The organism is Streptomyces sp. D2-8, assembly GCF_023184515.1.
Classification (GTDB): domain Bacteria; phylum Actinomycetota; class Actinomycetes; order Streptomycetales; family Streptomycetaceae; genus Streptomyces.
Map to the genome: position 1 here is coordinate 20,187 of NZ_JAAHBP010000021.1, position 21,537 is coordinate 41,723.

At 68.2% G+C, this 21,537-nt stretch carries 12 protein-coding genes and 1 pseudogene; 7 read left to right on the plus strand and 6 right to left on the minus strand.

Translation table 11 applies throughout. The features are described from left to right. Window positions 1-82 precede the first annotated feature (82 nt). Window positions 83-232, plus strand: coding sequence for a hypothetical protein (locus G3I77_RS30535; protein ID WP_248508657.1), 150 nt, complete (start codon window positions 83-85; stop codon window positions 230-232). A 452-nt stretch (window positions 233-684) separates the two neighbouring features. On the opposite strand, the gene G3I77_RS30540 is transcribed toward G3I77_RS30535, so the two are convergent. The 4 genes from G3I77_RS30540 to G3I77_RS30555 all read right to left on the minus strand — a co-directional run bounded on the left by G3I77_RS30540 (window position 685) and on the right by G3I77_RS30555 (window position 8,532). Then, window positions 685-2,040 (minus strand): PHB depolymerase family esterase, encoded by a 1,356-nt coding sequence (locus G3I77_RS30540; RefSeq protein ID WP_248508658.1) that lies wholly within the window; start codon window positions 2,038-2,040, stop codon window positions 685-687. An 872-nt stretch (window positions 2,041-2,912) separates the two neighbouring features. Further along, window positions 2,913-4,559, minus strand: coding sequence for a lectin (locus G3I77_RS30545; RefSeq protein ID WP_248508659.1), 1,647 nt, complete (start codon window positions 4,557-4,559; stop codon window positions 2,913-2,915). Between the two features lie 88 nt (window positions 4,560-4,647). Beyond that, a complete protein-coding gene (locus G3I77_RS30550) occupies window positions 4,648-6,054 on the minus strand; it encodes a non-reducing end alpha-L-arabinofuranosidase family hydrolase (RefSeq protein WP_248508661.1) in 1,407 nt (468 codons plus the stop codon). Between the two features lie 168 nt (window positions 6,055-6,222). Then, window positions 6,223-8,532, minus strand: coding sequence for a beta-L-arabinofuranosidase domain-containing protein (locus tag G3I77_RS30555; protein WP_248508663.1), 2,310 nt, complete (start codon window positions 8,530-8,532; stop codon window positions 6,223-6,225). Between the two features lie 1,031 nt (window positions 8,533-9,563). Here G3I77_RS30555 and G3I77_RS30560 point away from each other — a divergent pair. Beyond that, window positions 9,564-10,023, plus strand: a pseudogene (locus G3I77_RS30560) (hypothetical protein). On the opposite strand, the gene G3I77_RS30565 reads toward G3I77_RS30560, so the two are convergent. Next, on the minus strand, window positions 10,016-10,387 hold the full coding sequence (locus G3I77_RS30565; RefSeq protein ID WP_248508666.1) for a hypothetical protein: 372 nt from the start codon (window positions 10,385-10,387) through the stop codon (window positions 10,016-10,018). The pseudogene G3I77_RS30560 and the gene G3I77_RS30565 sit on opposite strands and share 8 nt — an antisense overlap. A 305-nt stretch (window positions 10,388-10,692) precedes the next feature. Between G3I77_RS30565 and G3I77_RS30570 the strand changes: the two genes are divergently transcribed. Together G3I77_RS30570 and G3I77_RS30575 are read left to right on the plus strand one after the other, a co-directional pair. Then, the gene (locus G3I77_RS30570; RefSeq protein WP_248508668.1) at window positions 10,693-11,259 is read left to right on the plus strand and encodes a PadR family transcriptional regulator; all 567 of its coding nucleotides are present in this window, start codon (window positions 10,693-10,695) and stop codon (window positions 11,257-11,259) included. A gap of 79 nt (window positions 11,260-11,338) precedes the next feature. Continuing rightward, a complete protein-coding gene (locus G3I77_RS30575; protein ID WP_248508670.1) occupies window positions 11,339-13,057 on the plus strand; it encodes an acyl-CoA dehydrogenase family protein in 1,719 nt (572 codons plus the stop codon). A 188-nt stretch (window positions 13,058-13,245) separates the two neighbouring features. Here G3I77_RS30575 and G3I77_RS30580 read toward each other — a convergent pair whose 3' ends face one another. Beyond that, window positions 13,246-15,999: a SpoIIE family protein phosphatase gene (locus G3I77_RS30580; protein WP_248508672.1), complete on the minus strand. Its 2,754-nt coding sequence runs from the start codon at window positions 15,997-15,999 to the stop codon at window positions 13,246-13,248. Between the two features lie 137 nt (window positions 16,000-16,136). On the opposite strand from G3I77_RS30580, the gene G3I77_RS30585 reads away from it, so the two are divergent. From G3I77_RS30585 to betT, 3 genes are all read left to right on the plus strand, one after another. Then, complete coding sequence (locus tag G3I77_RS30585) at window positions 16,137-17,264, plus strand: PP2C family protein-serine/threonine phosphatase (RefSeq protein ID WP_374387384.1); 1,128 nt, start codon at window positions 16,137-16,139, stop codon at window positions 17,262-17,264. 394 nt (window positions 17,265-17,658) lie between these two features. Continuing rightward, window positions 17,659-19,317: a choline dehydrogenase gene (betA, locus tag G3I77_RS30590; protein WP_248508676.1), complete on the plus strand. Its 1,659-nt coding sequence runs from the start codon at window positions 17,659-17,661 to the stop codon at window positions 19,315-19,317. A gap of 31 nt (window positions 19,318-19,348) precedes the next feature. Next, window positions 19,349-21,457, plus strand: coding sequence for a choline BCCT transporter BetT (gene betT, locus G3I77_RS30595; RefSeq protein ID WP_248508678.1), 2,109 nt, complete (start codon window positions 19,349-19,351; stop codon window positions 21,455-21,457). Window positions 21,458-21,537: the final 80 nt, after the last annotated feature.

Sequence of the window (21,537 nt, forward strand, 5' to 3'; positions counted from 1 at the left end):
GCCCCCATGGGCTGCCGTCTCCCTGTTCCCGGACGGCGGCCGCCGCCTGAGCTTCGCAGGCCTCCTGCCGGCGAAGCTCCCTGTGAACAGCATCGGGGCGGGCGCCCCTGCCTCGGCCTGGCAGCACCTCCCGCTGCGGAAGTCGGTGATCCGGGCGGCAGCCGCCACCGAACCGGCTCCGGCGCTCGGCCGCGGCGAGGAAGTGCCGCAGGTGGGACTGGAAATCGAATGAGACGCATCGCTGCCGCAGCCGGTGCTCACCCATGCCGTGCTGCCAGCCACGCTCGCTCGCCTGCAGCCCGGCGCTGGCGCCGACGCCGACCGGTCTGGCGTTCGTGAGCCGGCTCGCTGCCGCCTACCCAGAGGCCGCCGGCCTCGCCGCGTTCCTCACCCGACACGCCGGGCGGGCGTCATGAGCGCCGGCTGCCAGGACCGGCTCGTTGAGCACCGCAGACTCCCTGCGTTGAAGCCCTGGTGCCCCCGCCGGGGCGGGGGTTTCGTGCTGTCCGAGGGTTTGCGGGAGGTGATGACGGCCGACCGAGGGGCGGATTCGGTTCGCGAAGTGGGGCAGGGGCAGATGGTGTGCGGGGGCGGCCGTCACGGTCTGGTACGGGTCGCTCGTCCGCCGCGGGGCGTGGGCGGAGGAGGAGGGCAGTATCGGGGGTGTGAGCTAGTAGGGCCTTCTCAGCCGAGGTGCCACTGCTGGCTGGTGCCGCCGTTGCAGTCCCATAGTTGGACCAGTGCGCCGTTGGCGGTGGAGGCACCGGTCACGTCAAGGCACAGGCCTGACTGGACGCTGGTGATGGTGCCGTTGGAGTTGCGGTTCCATTGCTGGCTGGTGCCGCCGTTGCAATCCCATATCGCGACTTTGGCGCCGGCCGTGGTGCCGGTCGCGTCGAGGCACTTCGCGCTGCCGTAGACGGTGAGCTGCTTGGTCGACGTGCTGGTCCAGGTCTGGTTGGTGCCGCCGTGGCAGTCCCAGATCTGCGTCTGGGTGCCGTTGGTCTGCGAAAGGCCGGGCACGTCCAGGCACTTGCCGGAACCGATGGCGTGAACCGGACCTGTCGTGGTTCCGCCGGTACCGCCGGAGCCGTCGAGTCCGAAGAAGGCGATGGCCCGGCCCGCCATACCGCTGGAGGGCAGGACGTGCCCGGCACCCTGAATGCTGATCGCCTCGACGGGTGCCTGCGCGGTGGCGGAGCCGTAGCGGGTGCGGGTCCAGCCGGACTGCGGGGAGTCGGTGAACACCGGGGTCTGGCTCATCCCGAGCACGTTCGTCCACTGCTTGATCTCTTCACCGAAGTTCGGGTAGTACAGCGCGTCGTCCTCGGTACCGTGCCACAGCTGCATCCGCGGCCGGGGGCCGGTGTACTCCGGGTAGGCGGCCCGGACGAGGTCGCCCCACTCCTGTGGGGTCTTGGTGATCTTGCCGGTGGCGCAGTCGCTGTTCCAGCCGGAGCCGTCGGTGGTGGCGAAGCAGCCGAACGGCACGCCCATGAACGCCGCACCGGCCTTGAACAGGTCGGGGTAGTCGCCGAGCAGGACATTGGTCGTCATCGCGCCGGACGAGGCGCCGGTGACGTAGACCCGGCCGGCGTCGGCGTTCATGTTCTGCACGGTGTACCGGACCATCTGGGCGATGCTCGTGGGGTCGCTGCCCCCGTCATGCTTGAGCGCCTGGGGCGAGGAGACGTCGAAGCACTGCCCACTGACGTTCGCGTCCGGGTAGACGACGATGAACCCGTACTGGTCGGCCAGGCGGGCGAACTCCGTGTTGGTGTAGAAGGTGGGCGCCGTGCCGGTGCAGTAGTGCACTGCCACCAGCACCGCCGGGCGTGCCGGAGTGTTGTCGGGCTTGTAGACGTACATCCGCAGGTTTCCGGGGTTGCTGCCGAAGTTGGTCACCTCGGTCAGTGACGCGGCCGACGCGGTGGTGGCCGAGGTGCCGGTCAGCACGAGCGCCGCGATCAGCGGCGAGATCGCCATCAGCAGGGCTACCAGTACATCTCTGACGCTTCTCTTCTTGGACTTCCGGGACATGACGGTGTCCTTTCTGGAATCCGGCGCGGCCGGGGGAATGACCGTTGTTGAAGCGCTTCGACGCTCCCATTGGCCTCAATGTGGTGTCAATGGTGGGTGGAAGCAAGGTCAGGTTGCCCGTATACCTCTTGCTTCACCAGAGAATTCTCATAGCTTGATTCATCAGGTGAAGCGCTTCGACGCCCGTGAGGGGCACTGGCCATTGATCCGACGGTGATGACCGGGCGGTGGCCTGGTACTGCTCGATCTGTGGTGAATGGTTTCGGCTGGATGCCGTCCCGGGGGCTCGGTTTTTGACGATCTCGCGGTGGGAGGACGCTCCGGAAGGAGCGAGGGGCCGCGGGTTCCTTGCGGGGTGGAGTGCCGCACCCGCTCTTCTTGAAGCTTCAGGTCGCCCCCCCCGTCGCACAGCAGCAGGAACTCGACACGGGCACCGGCCATGAGGGCGAGCCGGGCCTCACAGAGCCGCCCCCGAGCCACATAAGCGCAAGTCAACGACCACGTGGCCGCCCAAGCGCCCGTCGCCTCCGAAGCTGAGAGCGCGTGAACGCCCGTCTCCGTCCCATCGGTACCGGTGGGCGGAAGGCATCAACCACCAACGACCTGGTGGCCTACCCGATCGAATGAGAAACCGACGAGACCGTCCTGCCCATCGAGCTCACCGCATGGCCTCAGAACGAGAAGACCGAGTGGCCGCCGGTACACCACCTCAGCGGACGTGACCTGCCACGGGAGCGTCCGGCAGGTGACTGCGGCGATGGGCTCGAAGTCCCGGTCCCCTGCAGGAAGGCAGTCCCCGCAGCTTGGCCTGCTGTCGTGGGACTGCCCTCAATCGATCGGGCGTCTCCCTACGCGGTGGCAGGGGTGGCGGGTTACGGGAGCGTGGTCCACTTCTGGTTGTTCTGGCCGGTGCAGGTCCACAGGATGAGCGGGGTCCCGTTGGCGGCGGCGGCCCCGTTGACGTCGAGGCACAGCCCGGCGTTGACGTTGCGGATCGACCCGTCGGCCTGCGTGGTCCACTTCTGGTTGTTCTGGCCGGTGCAGGGCCAGATGATGACCGGCGTGCCGTTGGCGGTGCCCTGGTTGGAGGCGTCCAGGCACTTGTCGCCGTAGACGCGGATCTCGCCGCCGGCCCACGTGGTCCAGAGCTGGTTGGCGGCGGTGTGGCAGTCCCAGATCAGCGTCTTCGTCCCGGCCGCGGTGGAGGCGCCGTCCACGTCCAGGCAGCGGCCGGACGCGTTGCCGCGCAGACGCGAGGTGGTGGCGGCCAGAGGGCTGCCGCCGGTCACCTTGTACACGGCGACACCGTGCGCGGGGACGCTCGCCGAGATCTGGCCGGACGTGCTGGACGTGCCGCCGGTCCACAGGTCGGTGAGGGTGAAGGGCCCGCCGGACAGGCCGACTTGCGCGGCCGTGGCGGTGACGGTGGCAGTGCCCTCTCCGCGGTTGAACAGGCCGACCGCGACCGAGCCGTCGGACAGGGGCTTGGCGAACACCTCGGTGCTGCCGTCGTCGCGCACCCGGCGCCCGCCCGCGCCCAGCGAGTCCTGGTTGACCGCGAGCAGACGCGGGTTGCGCAGGATCGCGCTCACGTCGGCGGACATGGTGCGGATGTCATTGCCGGCCATGAGCGGGGCACTCATCAGCGACCACAGGGCGAAGTGGGAGCGGGACTCGGTCAGTGACAGACCGGGACGGCCGACGACCAGCATGTCGGGGTCGTTCCAGTGGCCCGGACCCGACTGAGCGGCCAGCGGCGCGGTGACGTCCAGGACGTTGCCGACGCCCATCGGGTAGCTGTTGGTGTTGTTGTTCTGCCAGATGTCGAGCAGGTCCTCGGTCGTCCGCCACAGGTCGGCGACCTCGCCCCAGTTGTACTTGTCGCCGGTGGGGGCGTGGAAGCTGTTGGGGTTGATGCTGTAGACGATCGGGCGCCCGGTGGCGCGCAGGGCGTCGCGCATGATGGTGAACTGTGCGATCTGCTCGCCCAGGGTGCCGCTGCCGGAGCACCAGTCGTACTTGAGGTAGTCGACGCCCCATGAGGCGAACGTGTTGGCGTCCAGGGCCTCGTGGCCCTTGCTGCCGGTGGAGCCGGGGTAGGTGCCCACGCCCTGGGCGCACGTTTTCTCGTTGGGCGCCTGGTAGATGCCGAACTTCAGGCCCTTGCTGTGGATGTAGTCGCCGAGCGCCTTCATGCCGCTGGGGAACTTGGTCGGGTTGGCCCGCAGGTTGCCCGCCGCGTCGCGCTGCGGGTCGAACCAGCAGTCGTCGACGACGACGTACTGGTAGCCGGCGTCCCGCATGCCCGACGACACCATCGCGTCGGCGGCCTCGCGGACCTGTGCCTCGGTGATCCCGCATCCGAAGCTGTTCCAGCTGTTCCAGCCCAGCGGCGGGGTGAGCGCGCGGCTGCCCGGTGCGGCCTCGGCGGTCGTGCCGGCGGAGGTGGTGACGCAGGCGGTGAGCGTCAGCGCGGTGGCCGTGAGGAGACGCAGCAGTCGTCTGTGTGGGGGAACCACGGGGGTGTTCCTTCCCGGCCCGCAAAGCGGAAGCCGCTTTGCGGGCCTGATCGGTGAGGTCATGAGCTTGTGATCATGTGCGGGCAGGTCAGCGCTGCAGGGTGAGGACGCCCGGCCGGTACGGCAGTTCGATGTAGTCGATGCCGTCCGAGCTGGGGGACCTGCCCTGGTAGAGGAACTGCAGGTTGCAGGGGTCGATGGTCATGGTCTGGTCGGGGTTGTTGCGGACCAGGTCACCGTGGCTGATGTCGTTGGTCCAGGTCTGGTTGGTGTTGGCCCTGCCCGCGAAGGGACTGCTCTCGCTGCCGGCCTGGAGGGTCCACGGACCGTTCAGGCCGGAGGCGGTGAACGAACGGAAGTAGCGCCCGTTCGCGCCGATCGCCTCAACGATCATGAGGTACTGGTTCTGGCCCTGGACCTTGTATACCTCCGGCGCCTCGAACAGCTTTTCCTTCGTGTCCTTCATGACCGTCGTGTACGACGAGCCGAAGCTGCCCGGGAAGTTCCCGATCGGTATGGTCGACTTGTAGATGCCGCCGTTGTCATCGGCGAAGAACAGGTACATGTTCTGGTCGTCGGCGATCATGGTCGGGTCGATCGGGCCGCCTTCGGGAAGGCTGCCGGTGAACAGCGGCTGCGGGGCGGACCAGCTGTTGGGGTTGGTGGGGTCGCTGGAGGTGCGGTAGGTGAAGGGCCAGGCGGTACCCCACCCATTTGAGGTCAGCACCCAGATGTTCTTGGGCGCGAAGTAGAACAGTTTGGGCGCCACCGCGGACCCGCTGATCGCGGTCTGGCCGGCCGTCGCCATGTCCGACCAGTTCGTGAAGGGACGGAACGTCATCGCACCCCACGACGATCCGTTGGAGGTGGTCGCGTAGACCAGGCGCTGGCCGTTGTACGTCACGGTGGTGAAGTCCTTCAGCGCGACCCAGCCGTTCGCCGGCTGAGCCAGCGGACCGGTCGACGTCCACCGGTATGTCGACGGAAGGGCACACGAGTTGGGCGTCCCGGTCAGGCCGGTCCACTTCTGGTTGTCGCCGCCGGTGCAGTTCCAGAGCTGCACCGCCGTGCCGTTGGCCGTGGTGCCGCCCGATACATCCAGGCATAGCCCGGACTCCACGGCGGCGACCGTGCCGTCGGCGTTCACCCGCCACTGCTGGTTCGTACCGCCGTTGCAGGACCAGATCACCACCTTGGTCCCGGCCGTGGTGGCGTGGCCCGGCACGTCGAGGCACTTGTTGCCGTAGACGGTCAGCTGGTTGTTGTCCGTCAGCGTCCACTGCTGGTTGGTCCCGCCGTGGCAGTCCCAGATCTGCAGGTTCGTGCCGTCGGTCTGGCTGGCGCCCGGCACATCGAGACACCGGCCGGAGCCGACACCGCGCAAGACGCCGCTGGTGGCCGCCTGGGCCGGGTTGGCGACGAGCGTCGCCGCGGAGGCGACCAGGGCCGCCAGCACCACAGAAAGATGCCTGCGGCTGAAACCACGTCTGCGCATGGGGGGTCTCATTCCTCGAGTGAGCGGTTCCGGCTGGCCCCGTCAGGGGCTGTCCGGACTGTTGATGGGCTACGACCCGATCTGAATGTTCGTCATATCGAACGAAGGTCGATGTGTCGAGCAAGTGGAAGAGGGGAGAGTGACCACAATCTGCTTCCGGGGCGGATCTCAGTTCCTCACGATGCGCCACCGGTTGTCGGCGGTGCCATCGTCCGAGTCCTGGACCGCGAACGCGCCGACAGCGGTGGAGTTGTTCGCGATGGCGAGCAACTTGCCGCTGTGCGCGTTGCGGATCTTGTAGGTCCCGTCTCCCTGGTCGAGCAGCGTCCATCTGTGGTCGGCGGTGCCGGTGTCCGACCACTGCAGGACGGTCGCGCCGTCTGCCGTGGACATGTTCAGGACGCCGAGCACCTTGCCGCTGTGGGCATTGCGGAAGCGGATCGCGTTTCCGTCGGTGATCATTTCCCAGTCGTGGTCGGCGGTGCCGTTGTCCGACCACTGCAGAGCGCGGCCACCGTCGGCCGGGGACATGTTCAGGATGCCCAGCACGAGACCGCTGCCCACGTTGGCGAGACGGACGGTGCCGCTGGTGTTCCAGTAGACGGTGTAGTTGTGGCCGTGCGCATCGTGGAACGGGCCCAGGTTGACGGTGGAGCCATTGGCGGTGGCGGTGAAGGCGAGCGAACCGTTGCTGGTCCGTGTGATCGAGGACGTGGTCAGCGAGGGGAGGGAACTGAGCGAGGTGTCGCCGTAGTTGCCGGACAGGACCACCGGGCCGTAGGTGATCGCGGTGACGTTCGCGTTGTCGTTGGCCGCTCGCATGATGACCCGCATGGGCAGGCGGACGGTGACCGTGTCGCCGGAGGTCCACGAGCGGCTCAGGGTGGCGTAGCTGCCGGGGGTGGTGGTGATGTTCTGCGCCGTGCCGTTGACGCTGACGGTGGCCCCTGTGGTCCAGCTCGGGATACGGATGCGCATCGCCCAGGTTCCGCTGACGCTGCCGGTGACTTGCAGGGTCGTGGTGTCGCTGACGGGGTACGACGTGGTCTGGGTGACCGTGATTCCGCGCTCTGACCAGTTGAGCACCGAGGGCACGAACAGGTTCACGATCAGCGTGTTGTCGCTGCGGAAGTAGATGGAGTCCATCAGCCTGGTGTGCATCTCCAGGCCCGTGCCCTGGCAGCACCAGAAGGTGCCGTAGTCGGTGCTCCAGGTGCCGCCGCCCCACGCCGGGCCCACACCGCGTCGGCCTCCGGGGTTGAGCGGGGTGAAGTAGGTGACGTGGCCGTGGTTGTCGGCCGGGTTCTGCTGGCCGATCATCTGGTTCAGCCACGCCCGCTCGTAGTAGTCGAACAGCGCGACCCGGTTCGGGTTCAGCGCGAACAGTTCCCGGGTGAGGACGAGCATGTTGAAGGTGTTGCAGCTTTCGCAGGTGTCCTGGTTCAGGTAGCCGGCGATGGCGTTCGGGGCGCGGAAGTGCTCCGCCTGACTGTTGCCGCCGATGGCGTAGGTGTGCGTGTTGACGCAGTTGTTCCAGGCGTTGGTGGCGATGTCCCGGTAGCGGGTGGTGCCGGTGGCCTTGTACTCCCGGGCGGCCCCGATCCACTTGGGTACCTGGGTGTTGGCGTGCAGTCCGTTGAGCTGGTCCTGGTTGGACGCCAGGGGGTCGAACACCGCGGCGTGGTCGAAGCGTTGGGCGACGGTGAGCCAGCGCGCGTCGCCTGTCTGCTGGTAGAGATCGGTCAACACGGTGTTCATGCCGCCGAACTCGGTCTGCAGCATGGTCTGCATCTGCTGGCTGCTCAGCCGGCCGGTGCGCCAGTCGACCCATCCCGCCAGGGCGAGCAGCACGTCGCGGGCTTGTGTGCTGCCGATGTGGCGCCATACGTCCAGCAGGCCGGCGAGTGTCTTGTGGATGGTGTAGTATGGCACGTTGCCGTTGGTCAGGTTCCGTTGTTCGAGAGCGGTGAAGTCGGACTCGGGGTAGCCGGAGAGGTACCCGGCGTTGAAACCGGCGGCGCTGTTGTTGGCCTGGCACTTGGCCAGCTCCGCGACCATGTGGGTTGCCTTGTCCCGGCAGGCGGTGTCCCCGGTCACGGCGTACAGCTGTGCCCATGCCGTGAGGAAGTGCCCTTGGGCGTGGGTGCGGAAGGGGAACGTCGGCGCGTCCCAGCCGCCGGTGGCAGCCGCGCCGTTGGTGGACAGCCGGTGGTTGGCGCGGAAGTTGTACAGCAGCCGGTCGACATCGACGAACCGCAGGTAGTTCCGCGTACGGTTCTGGTTGTCCAGCCACCGGCTCGCGGTGAGCCGGACCTGATCGAGTTCGAAGGGGTGCGCGGAGACCCCGATGTCGGCCCTCGCAGGAGGAACGGCCGCCGCGTGGGCGGGAGATGCGCCGATGAAGGATCCGGTGGCAGAGGCGGCGGCGGTGGCCCCGGCTACTTGCAGCAGGCGCCGTCTGCTGACGGAGGAAGACATCTTGAACCTTTCGGTGAGGGGAGAGCGACTGCAGGTCGTCGGCGCGCTCGCTCGCATGTCCCAGAGTCGGGTGCGGCAGGTCACGGGCTTGTCTGCTGCCGATGTGGCGCCACACGTAGCAGGCCGACGACATCACAGCGGGAGCCGTTGGTGGCGGTCAGCGTCCCGGCCGCCATGCCGGTGCGAACCGATGCGCGTGAGAGTCCTCCGGCACTGCGGTTGGTCCTGTTCGCTCGTCGGAAGTCCGTCCGGAGCCGGCGACGGTGGGTCAGGCGGCAGCCCTGCTGGGCAACGAGGCCCGGGATTCATAGGGGTCTCGGTCCCATCAGCCCTCTCCACCGATACATGGGATGAATTAACGGACATGAACGTGGCCTCTGTCTAGTCTTGCAACACGAAAACTTGGTTACCTGTGGGTATGTGTCCGAGCCGCGTCCTGACGTCGAACCAAACATGGGAGTGCTGGGGAGGAGTGTGAGGAGTGCGAGAGCTGGATAACGTCACCTCGAACTGTCGACGGGGCTCCCGCCCCGCCTGTGCCGCTTCAGATGAAGCGCGCGGATACCGACATCAGCCCGTGCCCGCACGGACCATGTGCCCGGGCACTTGAGTCGAACCGAGGAATCCCCTTGTCCTGCAGTGTCCGTGAAGGCGGCCTGGAACGGCACACTGCCGAAGAGATCCTCCGCATCGAGCCCTGGGGACCGGACTTTGTCCGAGTCCGGGCCTCATCGGGGACCATCGACCCCACCGTCCCGGGCGCGCTGGAGAGCCCTTCGCCCTCCCCGCAGGCCGAAGTGTTCGTATCGGACGACGGCTGTGCCCGCCTGTTCAACGGCCGCCTCGCTGGCGCGGATCTCCGGAGTCAGCGAGACGACTGTCCGCAAAGGCGTGTTCGAACTTGAGGCCGGTGCGGAACCTCTGCCCGAGGGACGTGTCCGGCTCCCCGGTGGCGAGCGGATGCGGGCCGAGGCTGTTGACTCCCGGCTGGTTCCGGCGCTGATGGCGGGGCATCGGGTGACGCGCCCACGGTGGGCCGCCTTTTGAAGGAGCACGGATTCAGCCTGCAGGGCACCGCCAGAACCCTGGAAGGCGATCAGTACCCCGATCGGGACGCACAGTTCCGCTATATCAACGAGCAGGTCATAGAGCATCAGGCCGCGGCGAGCCGGTGATCAGCGTGAACGCGAAGAAGAAGGAACGGCTGGGACAGCTGCCGATGGCCGGGCGCGAATGGCGGCCGACCGGGCGCCCGTCGAGGTCGAGGACCACAGCTTCTTCGCCGGCCCGCACGTGGACTCGGTGATCCCGTACGGAATTTACGACATGACCGCGAACACCGGCTGGGTGAACGTCGGCACCGACGACAACACTGCCGCGTTCGCCGCCGCCTCGATCCGCCGCTGGTGGCAGGAGCGCGAGTTGCTCTGTTCGGGCATGATTTGGAGGTGGGGTGCTGACTCCCGTGCTGGTTTGGTGCTGACTAACTGACCGTTTCAGAATGAGGTTCGTAGGCGGCGGAGGCACCTGAGGCTGCCAGCTGGTTCGAGAAAGCCTGGTAGTGCTCGGCGATGCCGGGCAGGTCCCAGGCCTGGACCGGGTTGCGGTCAGCCTCCGTGTCCAGATCCTCCTGCCGCGCGCGGAACACGGTCACCGCTCCCCGCGCCAGGTCTGCCACCTCGATCCGCCCCTTGGGGGTCAGGGGGTGAGGCGACACCCAGAGTGCGTCGTACAGCGGCGCGAATCCGCGCCAACGCAGCGCGGTGCGCAACGCGCGCCGCCGCGTGCTCTCCTGTTCCGGGACGGAGAAGGCGTCCCCACCAGGCCCCCGTCGGCCCAGACTGCTGCTGGGCACCCGGGCCGGCTCCGCGGCACCGGCGCCCATCAACTCTGAGACGGACGTCGAAGCGCTGGAGGAGGCTGGGGTAGCGACGCTGCGCAACGGCTTCCCGGTGCCGTCGGCCTTGTCGGTGCGCCGCCACAGGTCAGTGGCGTATGTGCTGGGACACGATAGTTCGGTGTGCGGAGGTGCGTGCGGCCGCGATGAGGGCGTCGCCCGAGCCTCAACGGAAGAGGCGTGCACCGCCGCCCCGCGTGAGCCCTGTCTCACCTGGGCAGCGCCCCTTGGCTATGCAACGAGTTGCATATGAGGATCGAGGTATGGCGCTCGAGCACGCGATCCTCGTCTCCCTGCTGGAGAAGCCGGGCACCGGCTATGAGCTGGCCCGGCGGTTCGAGCGGTCCATCGGATACTTCTGGACCGCCACGCACCAGCAGATCTACCGCGTTCTCAAGCGCATGGAGAGCGAGGGCCTGCTCGCCGTCCGTGAGCTGTCGCAGCGGAGCCGACCGGACAAGAAGGAGTACTCCGTCGTGGGCCCCGGCCGCGCCGCCCTCTCTCAGTGGCTGCACGAATCGATCCAACCCGAGAGCATGCGGCACGAACTCGCCGTGAAGATCCGCGGCGCGGCCTTCGACGACCCGTCCGTGCTGATCCGTGAGGTCGAACGGCACCGCCAGGTGCACATCGACCGGCTCGGGCACTATCTGGCCGGGGAGCTGCGCGACTTCACCGGCCCGGCGGCTCCCATCCCGCTCGACGCCGGTCAGGAACTGCAGCATGTCGTGCTGCGCGGCGGAATCGCGTACGAGCGGATGACGATCGCGTGGCTCGACGACGTACTCGCCACCCTCCGCCGGCTCGGCACGTCACACCCGCACGCCTGACCTGCCGGCCACCGCCGCCCGCGCCCCGCGACCTTCAGACCTGCACCCTCCACCCTCAACTCTCGGAAGGCGGACCTCCATGGCCGACCCCCTCCTCTTCAACCCCCGTACCTACGACCCGGCGCAGTTCGACCCCGAGACCCGCAGGTTGCTGCGTGCCACCGTCGACTGGTTCGAGGACCGCGGCAAGCGCAGGCTCATCGAGGACTACCGTTCCCGCGCCTGGCTGGCCGACTTCCTCGCGTTCGCAGCCAAGGAGGGGTTGTTCGCCACCTTCCTCACCCCGGCGTCCGCCGCCGGACAAGAGGACCAGCGCTGGGACACGGCCCGGATCGCCGCCCTCAACGAGATCTTCGGCTTCTACGGTCTCGACTACTGGTACGCATGGCAGGTGACCATCCTCGGCCTCGGCCCGGTCTGGCAGAGCGACAACACCGCGGCCCGCACCCGCGCGGCGGAACTCCTCGCCCAGGGTGAGGTGTTCGCCTTCGGTCTCTCCGAGAAGACCCATGGCGCCGACATCTACTCCACCGACATGCTGCTGACGCCGGACGGCGACGGCGGTTTCAGGGCGACGGGCTCCAAGTACTACATCGGCAACGGCAATGCCGCCGGGCTCGTCTCGGTCTTCGGCCGACGCGCCGACATCGAGGGCCCGGACGGCTACGTCTTCTTCGCCGCCGACAGCCGCCACCCGGCCTATCACCTCGTGAAGAACGTCGTCGACTCCTCCAAGTACGTCAGCGAGTTCCGCCTCGAGGACTACCCGGTGGGCCCGGACGACGTCCTGCACACGGGCCGCGCCGCCTTCGACGCCGCCCTCAACACCGTCAACGTCGGCAAGTTCAACCTCTGCACCGCCTCGATCGGCATCTGCGAGCACGCGATGTACGAGGCGGTCACCCACGCCCACAACCGCATCCTGTACGGCCGCCCCGTCACCGCCTTCCCGCACGTGCGCCGCGAGCTGGCCGACGCGTACGTCCGCCTCGTCGGCATGAAGCTGTTCAGCGACCGCGCCGTCGACTACTTCCGCGCCGCCTCGCCGGACGACCGCCGCTACCTGCTCTTCAACCCGATGACGAAGATGAAGGTGACCACGGAGGGCGAGAAGGTCATCGACCTGATGTGGGACGTGATAGCCGCCAAGGGCTTCGAGAAGGACACCTACTTCGCCCAGGCCGCGGTCGAGATCCGGGGGCTGCCCAAGCTCGAGGGCACGGTCCACGTCAACCTCGCGCTGATCCTCAAGTTCATGCGCAACCACCTCCTGAACCCGGCCGAGTTCGCGCCCGTACCGACCCGCCTCGACGCGGCCGACGACACGTTCCTCTTCGAGCAGGGACCGGCCCGCGGCCTCGGCTCCGTGCGCTTCCACGACTGGCGACCCGCCTACGACGCATACGCCGGCGTGCCGAACGTCGCCCGCTTCCGGGAGCAGGCCGACGCCCTGTGCGAGTTCGTCGCCACCGCGGCCCCCGACGAGGAGCAGAGCCGCGACCTCGATCTTCTTCTCGCCGTCGGCCAGCTGTTCGCGCTGGTGGTGCACGGCCAGCTGATCCTGGAGCAGGCCCGCCTGACGGACCTTGACGAGGATGTGCTCGACGAGCTGTTCTCCGTCCTCGTCCGCGACTTCTCCGCCTTCGCCGTCGAACTGCACGGCAAGGACTCCGCCACTGTGGATCAGCAGCGCTGGGCGCTCGGTGCCGTCCGGCGTCCCGTCGTCGACGAAGCGCGTTCGGGGCGCGTCTGGGAGCGGGTGGAGGCACTGTCCGGGGCGTACGAGATGGCGCCGTGACAGTCCGCCCAGGGGGCTCGTCGACAGGTGACGGTCAGGGCCCCCGGGAGCAGTAACGCTCGCACCGTGGCCCTCCGCGCGCCCTGCCGCGCGGAGGGCCACGGCGCCACGTCCTCGTGTGCGGTGGGGACGGGTCCGTGTCCGGACACCGTGGGAACGTGCGGGTCAGGCCTGGCGGCGCGGTGCGTTCACGTCAGGGTCTTCGGGTCGGCTGCCTCTTCGTCCGGGGGTGTGTCCGCTTCGGCCGGTGTCGGGACGGGCTGCCGGCTGACCTCGGGCAGGGCCTGTTCGGCCCAGATCACCTTGCCCTGCGGGGTGTACCGGGTGCCCCAGCGCTCAGCCATCTGCGACACCAGGAACAGGCCCCGGCCTCCCTCGTCGGTCGTCGCGGCATATCGCAGATGCGGTGAGGTGCTGCTGCCGTCGGCCACCTCGCAGATCAGCGTGCGGTCGCGGATCAGCCGCACGTGGATCGGCCCGGCGCTGTAGCGGATGGCGTTGGTGATGAGCTCGCTCAGGATGAGTTCCATGGTGAAGCCGAACTCCGACAGGTCCCATGCTTCGAGCCTTCGGGACACAGCGTCGCGCATACCCGAGACGGCGGCCGGGTCCGCCGGTACATCCCAGTCGGCGATGCGGTCGCGCGGCAGTGCCCGAGTGCGGGCGACGAGCAGGGCGACATCGTCCTTGGGGCGATCGGGGAGCAGGCTGTCCAGCACGTCCTGGCAGGTCTCCTCGGGCGGCCGGCCGGAGTGGCCCGTCAGCGCGTCGCGCAGCAGTTCCATTCCCACGTCCAGGTCGCGTCTGCGGTCCTCGATGAGTCCGTCGGTGTACAGGACGAGCTGGGTTCCCTCCGCGAGGCACAGCTCAGCGGTCTGGAAGGGCATGCCGCCGAGGCCCAGGGGCGGACCGGCCGGCACGTCCGGGAAGGAGACGGTTCCGTCGGGCTGGACCAGCGCGGGCGCCAGATGCCCCGCACGCGCCATGACGTAGTGGCGCGTCACGGGGTCGTAGATCCCGTACAGGCAGGTGGCGCCCACAACGCCCGCCGCGCCCTCCGCCGTCTCGTTCTGGTCGATGCGCCCGACCAGGTCGTCCAGATGGCTCAGCAACTCGTCGGGGGGCAGATCGAGGGCGGAGAAGTTGTGCACCGCGGTCCGCAGTCGTCCCATCGTGGCGGCGGCGTGCAGGCCGTGGCCGACCACATCGCCGACGGCCAGTGCCACCCGGCTCCCCGGCAGGGGAATCACGTCGAACCAGTCTCCGCCCACGCCCGACTGGGCGGGGAGGTAGCGGTAGGCGATGTCGAGGGCGTTCTGCTCCGGCATGGCCTGTGGCAGCAGGCTGCGCTGGAGGGTGACTGCCAGAGCGTGCTCGCGGGTGTAGCGGCGGGCGTTGTCGATGCTGATCGCGGCACGGGCCACCAGCTCCTCCGCCAGCGACAGATCCTCTTCGTCGAAGGGCTCATGCGGGTGCGCGCGCCAGAAATTGGCCATGCCCAGCACGACGCCACGGGCCTGGATGGGGGCGCTGATGAGGGAGTGGATGCCGTGGTCGATGATCGCCTTGGCGCGCTCGGGGTCCTGCACGCGCCAGCCCGTGGCGGTCGGCAGATCCCTCACCAACTGGGACCGGCCGCTGCCGTAGCCGCGCGCCTGGGGCGTGGAGGGAAGGTAGTCGAAAAGCCGGCCTTGTTCGGAGAGCGGATGGTCGTCCTGAATGCCGCACACGGCCGCGCGTCGCATGCCCGTCGCCGTGAGGGCCGGCTCCTCGCCGTGCAGGACGGCGTCGGCCAGGTCCACGGTGACGAAGTCCGCGAAGCGAGGAATCGGGACCTGCGCCAACTCGTCGGCGGTGCGCAGCACGTCCAGGGAGGTACCGATGCGCAGTCCGGCGTCGTACAGCAGCCTGAGCCGCTCCCGTGCCACCTCCGCCCTGCCGGTCACCGCCTGCAGCTCGGTGGAGTCGCGCAGTGTCACCACCGTTCCCTCGGGACCTCCCCCGAAGTCCGTGGGCCGTTGGTTGACCGCGAGCAGCCGCTCGCCCGCGAGGTGCACCTCGTCGGTGGCCTCGCGCGCGGAGGCGAGCAGCGCCTTCATCTCGGGATCGAGGCCCGGCAGCTGCGAGACGGGCTGCCCCTCGACGTCGGGGGGCAGCTCCAGCAGGCGTCTGGCCTCGTCGTTCGCCAGCATCAGCTGCCCGTCGGCGGCCACGATCAGCACCCCTTCCCGAACGGAGTGGAGCACCGTGTCGTGGTGCTCGTACATCAGGGTCATCTCGTCCGGGGCCAGGCTGTGTGTCTGGCGTCGCAGCCGCCTGCCCACCAGCGCCGTCACACCGGTGGACAGCACGAGCGCCGCGGCCCCGGCGCCCAGGATGATCGGTAGTTGCCGGGCCAACTGACTTTCGACGTTCTCGACCTTCATCCCGGCCGAGACGAGGGCCACCACCTTGCTGTCGGCGTTCTCGACCGGGACCGTGGCCTGTACCTCGCGACCGAGCGGGCCGTCGACGCTCTCCACGTAGACCTTCCCCGCCAGCGACGGCCCGATCTCGCCCACGAACCGCTTTCCGATTCGGTCCGGCAAGGGGTGCGTGTACCGGATGCCCTCGGTGTCCATGACCACGATGAAGTCGACGCCGGCGGCCCGGCGTGCCGCCTCGGTGAGCGGCTGGAGAATCTTGCTCGGATCCGGGGTCTGCAATGCCGCCAGGACGCCTGGTGAGTGCGCGAAGGTCTGTGCCACGGCCGTGGAGCGCCGCCTGGCCTCGGCGTTGTTGTCCCGCTCCGACTGCAGGATGAGAGCGATGACGCCGCAGGCCACGAGCAGCACTACCAGAGCCACCTGGAAAACAAGCACCTGCCCGGCCACGCTCCGCGTGCCCTTGCCCAGGAGGCGCTTGACTGACAGGCGTCGAAAACGGGCGAAAGGATTCGCCATGCGACCTTTCTAGCATCGGTGATCCCAAGTGGCCAGGGCTCGGCTCCTCCGGGCGTGACCGTCCGGCGCGCGTTTCCCCCGTGCGACGCATGATCCTTCTGCGCTCAATGTCTCATTAGGCCGATATGATGCATTTTGTGATCATGTCTGCATGGCCGTGGCGCCGTCGCCCCGCCTACAGCGGTCGATGGGAAGCTGCCCGGCTGTCACCCCTCATCCTGACCGCCCTCATCGCCGGCCTAGCGTTCTCCACGCCCAGGGAGATCGCCTTCAGCCGCCTTCTGCCCGCCGCGCCCGCCCTGGCCGCCGCGATGTGGCCCGTGCTCCCCACGATCCTCATGGGGGCCTTCTGCCTGCTGCTCATGATCGTCCTCAGCTTCTTCCACACCGATCTGGGGACCCAGTACACGGCGGCCGCGATCATCGCGGTCACCTTGGCGGCCGCATACGGGAGTCATGTCCGACTCCAGCGTGAGGAAATGCTCTTCCAGATCCGGCTCGTCGCCGACGCAGCCCAGAAGGTGCTGCTGCGCCCGCTGCCACGCCGCATCGAGGGTGTCGAGATCGAGTCGCTGTACCTGGCGGCCCAGGAGCAGGCCCGGATCGGCGGCGACTTCTATGAGGCGATCGGAACACCGCACGGGGTCCGGCTGCTCATCGGCGACGTACGGGGCAAGGGCCTGTCCGCAGTGGGGGCGGCCTCGGCGGTGATCAGTTGCTTCAGGGAGGCCGCCTACGACGAGCCCGACCTGCAGGGCGTCATCCACCGCCTCGAGACCGCCGTCACGCGCCACAGCGCTGCGTTTCCGGCCCAGGACCAGCCCGAGCACTTCGCCACCGCTCTCCTCGCAGAGATCCCGCACGACGGCGGCTACGTACGACTTCTCAACTGCGGGCATCCCCCGCCGCTGATCGCGCATCACGGAAAGGTCCGGGTCCTGGTCCCTACCATCGCCTCCCCGCCACTCAACCTCGCAGCGCTCATCGGCGACCGCTACTGGGTCGACGTCGTCGCCTTCGGCCCGGGGGACCAGTTGCTGCTCTACACGGACGGCGTATCGGAGGCCCGGGACCACGCGGGCGAGTTCTTCCCGCTGCCGGACTGGATGCGGCGGCAGGGCCTGGAGCGGCCCCGCGAGCTGCTCGACCAACTGCACCGGGCTCTGCTGCAGCACAGCGGCGGAAGACTCGACGACGACATCGCGGCCCTCGCGCTGAGGTCCTCCACCGCGCAGGATCGGGGAGCCGGCGGCGTCAAGGGCTGAGCCTTCGTGTGCGCATGCCGGAAATCCGCAGGTCCTGGCTCTGGCCGAATGAGTTGCCGCACCACTCGATGGCCGTGCCGATGAGGCCGGCGGCGACGATGCGCTTGACGCCGGCGGGTTCTGTACCGGCAGCTGGCTGGGGCGCGCGGTGGACCGGCCCGGTGTGGCCGACGGTGAACAGTGAACCGGTTCACGGACTGGTCCCAGAGGTTCAGAATCTCGCGTGTGGTGCCGTTCGACGCGGCCATCCCCTCCTTTCCGTCGCTTAAACAGACCGGACGCAGTAGTCCCTCCCCGGTTGAGCCGAATGCAGCTGCATCGTTGTGCGCCGGAAATTCCCGCCGCCTAGGTTTGGTGCGTAACACAGGGTGGTGCAACGAATCCGAGGAGCGGCATGGGCCGGACGGAGTACGACTACATCATCGTCGGCGGGGGCTCGGCCGGATGCGCGCTGGCCAATCGGCTCAGCGCGGACCGGGAGAACAAGGTCCTCGTACTGGAGGCCGGCCGCCCGGACTGGATCTGGGACATCTTCACGCACATGCCGGCCGCGCTGACGATGGTCATCGGCAATCGTTTCTACGACTGGTGCTACGAATCGGAGCCTGAGCCGTTCATGGACGGCCGGCGCGTCACCCAGGGCCGAGGGAAACTGCTCGGCGGATCGAGTTCCATCAATGGGATGATTTTCCAGCGTGGAAATCCCATGGACCTGGAACGCTGGGCGGCCGACCCGGGCATGGAGACCTGGGACTACGCGCACTGCCTGCCGTATTACAAGCGCATGGAGCACTGCGTGGCCGGGGCCGACGAGTGGCGCGGCCAGGGCGGCCCGCTGTGGCTGGAGCGCGGTCCGGCGAAGAACCCGCTGTTCTCCGCGTTCCTCGAGGCGGCGCAGCAGGCCGGCTACCCGCTGACCTCCGATGTCAACGGCTACCGCCAGGAGGGGTTCGCCCGCTTCGACCGCAACATCCGGCGGGGCAGGCGCTGGTCGGCCGCCCGTGCCTACCTCCACCCGGTGAAGAAGAGGCCGAACCTGACGGTGCAGTGCTTCTCGCAGGTGGACCGCGTGCTGTTCAAGGGCAAGCGCGCGGTGGGTGTGGACTACCGCAGGTGGGGCCGGGAACGCCGGCGGGCCTTCGGCGGCGAGGTGATCCTCTGCGGAGGTGCCATCAACACGCCGCAGCTGCTGCAACTCTCCGGGATCGGCAACCCCGACGAACTGCGGCCGCTGGGTGTCGACATGGTGCACGAGCTGCGCGGTGTCGGTGAGAACCTCCAGGACCACCTCGAGGTCTATGTGCAGCACGCCTGCAAGCTGCCGATCTCGTACAACCCGTCACTCAAATGGTCCCGGCGACCCGCGATCGGTCTCCAGTGGCTGCTCTTTCGCACCGGACCGGCGGCGACCAACCATTTCGAGGCAGGCGGGTTCGTGCGCGGCAACGACGTCGTGCGCTATCCCAATCTGATGTTCCACTTCCTGCCCATCGCGGTGCGCTACGACGGCACACCGGTTGACGCCGAGCACGGCTATCAGGTGCACATCGGACCCATGTATTCGGATGTGCGCGGGTCGGTGAAAATCAAGTCCCGGGATCCGAGGGCGTATCCGGCGCTGAGGTTCAATTATCTGTCCACCCCCAACGACCGGAAGGAATGGGTGGAGGCGATCCGCGTCGCGCGCGAGATCCTGTCCCAGCCGGCCTTCGCCCTGTACGACGGGGGCGAGTTGTCACCGGGCCCCGCGGTCGAGACGGACGAGGAGATCCTGGAATGGGTTGCCCGTGACGCCGAGACCGCGTACCACCCGTCCTGCACCGCCCGCATGGGCGTCGACGAGATGTCGGTGCTGGACCCCACCTCCATGCGGGTGCACGGCGTCGAAGGGCTGCGCGTCGTCGACGCCTCCGCGATGCCGTATCTCACCAACGGAAACATCTATGCGCCGGTGATGATGCTCGCCGAGAAGTCGGCCGACCTCATCCTCGGCAACACCCCCCTGCCCCCTGCCACAGCCGACTTCCATCGGCACAGCGCACAGGAGAGCTGACACCGTGTCGATCGACGGAGGAAGCGGCGGCTTGCCGGAGCCGCAGACCCCGGCAGCAACGGTCACCGGCCCGGGAAGGGAGAGCAGGCTCAAGCCCGTCGTGTTCTTCGGGTCGTCCGTGCTCATCCTCGCCATCTCGATCTGGGCGATGATCACCCCGTCGGGCGCCGAGGACACCATCGGCGTCGTGGTGGACTGGATCTCCTCGGTCTTCGGCTGGTACTACTTCCTCGCCGCCACCCTGTATCTGCTGTTCGTCGTCTTCGTTGCCGCGTCCCGGTACGGAGCCATCAAACTGGGACCGCAGCACTCCACCCCCGACTACGGGTTGTTCGCCTGGGCCACCATGCTGTTCGCGGCGGGTATCGGCATCGACCTGATGTTCTTCTCGGTCGCCGGGCCGGTCAGCCACTACCTGGCCCCGCCGGAGGGCGACCCGGAGACCGTCGAGGCAGCGCGGCAGGCGGTCGTGTGGACCCTGTTCCACTACGGCATCACCGGGTGGGCGATGTACGCGCTGATGGGCATGACGCTCGGCTATTTCGCCTTCCGCTACAACCTTCCGCTGGCGATCCGGTCCGCGCTGTACCCGATCATCGGCAAGCGCATCCACGGCGGGATCGGCGACGCGGTCGACCTCGCGGCCATCATCGGCACGGTTTTCGGCATCTCCGTGTCGCTCGGCATCGGCGTCGTGCAGTTGAACTACGGGCTGACGTTCCTCTTCGACATCCCGCAGGGAACCGCCGCGCAGATCGGCCTGATCGCCGTCGCCGTGGTCCTGTCCACGGTGTCTGCCGTGGCCGGTGTGGACCGGGGCATCAGGCGTCTGTCCGAGCTCAACGTCGTCCTCGCCATCATCCTGATGCTCTACATGCTGTTCGTCGACAGCCCGATCCGGATCCTCAACAGCCTCATCCTCAACATCGGCGACTACGTCAGCCGCTTCCCGTCGATGACGCTGAACACCTTCGCCTACGACCAGCCGACCGACTGGCTCAATGCCTGGACGCTGTTCTTCTGGGCCTGGTGGGTCGCCTGGGCGCCGTTCGTCGGGCTGTTCCTGGCGAGGATCTCGCGCGGCCGCACCATCCGGCAGTTCGTGGCGGCGACGCTGGTCATCCCGTTCCTGTTCACGCTCACCTTCCTGTCCGTCTTCGGCAACAGCGCGCTGGGCCTGGTACGGGCAGGCAACGCCGAATTCGGCGAGACCGCCGCCAACGCCCCCGAACAGGGCTTCTACGAACTGCTCGCACAGTTCCCCGGAGCCACGTTCAGCGCCGGACTGGCCACCTTCGTCGGGCTGCTGCTCTACGTCACCTCGGCGGACTCCGGCGCCCTGGTGATGAGCAACCTCAGCTCGCATCTGCGGACCCCGCTCACCGACGCGCCTGCCGTGCTGCGCATCTTCTGGGCGGGAGCGACCGGCCTGCTGACCCTGGCCATGCTCCTCGTCGGGGGTGTGGCAGCGCTGACCGACGCGACGATCATCATGGGCCTGCCGTTCTCGTTCGTGATGTTCCTGATCATCTGGGGCCTGTACAAAGCGCTGCGCGTCGAACGCATGCGGGAGGACGCGCTCACCACCACCCTGCCGTCGTCGCTGTCCGGGCGCATGGTGCCGGCCGGCCGGGGACCGGAATGGACCTGGCGGCAGCGTCTGGCCAGGGCGATGAGCTTCCCCAGCCACCGGACCGCGGTGAGATTCGTCGAGGAGGCATGCCGCCCCGCGCTCGCGGACGTCGCCGAGGAGCTGAGCCGGCAGGGCGCGGAGGCGACGATCATCGAGGGGACCGACGAGGCGAACGGCCTCCCGCACTTGGAGCTGCGGGTCCCGATGGGCGGCAACGAGGTCTTCACCTACCACGTGCGGCCGGTCGAGGTGCCCACCCCGACGTTCGCCCACCGAGTGGTCACCGAACACGACACCTATGTGCGGTACGAAGTGCACCTCGCCGAGGGCAGCCAGGGCTACGACGTGATGGGCTACAGCAAGGAGCAGCTCATCGGCAACATCCTCGACCAGTACGAGCGGTACCTGGAGTTCCTGCGGCTGCACCGGGAGGCCACCGCGCGCTCGGCGCTGCCCGACCACCGGCCCGACACGGCCGAGGCGCATCTGCCCGACAAGGACGTCTGACGGCGGGCGCCGGGCACGTCGAAGCCGGACGGGCGCCAGAGCCGGCCCGGCACGGACGTGGAGGATGGCGAGGACGGCGA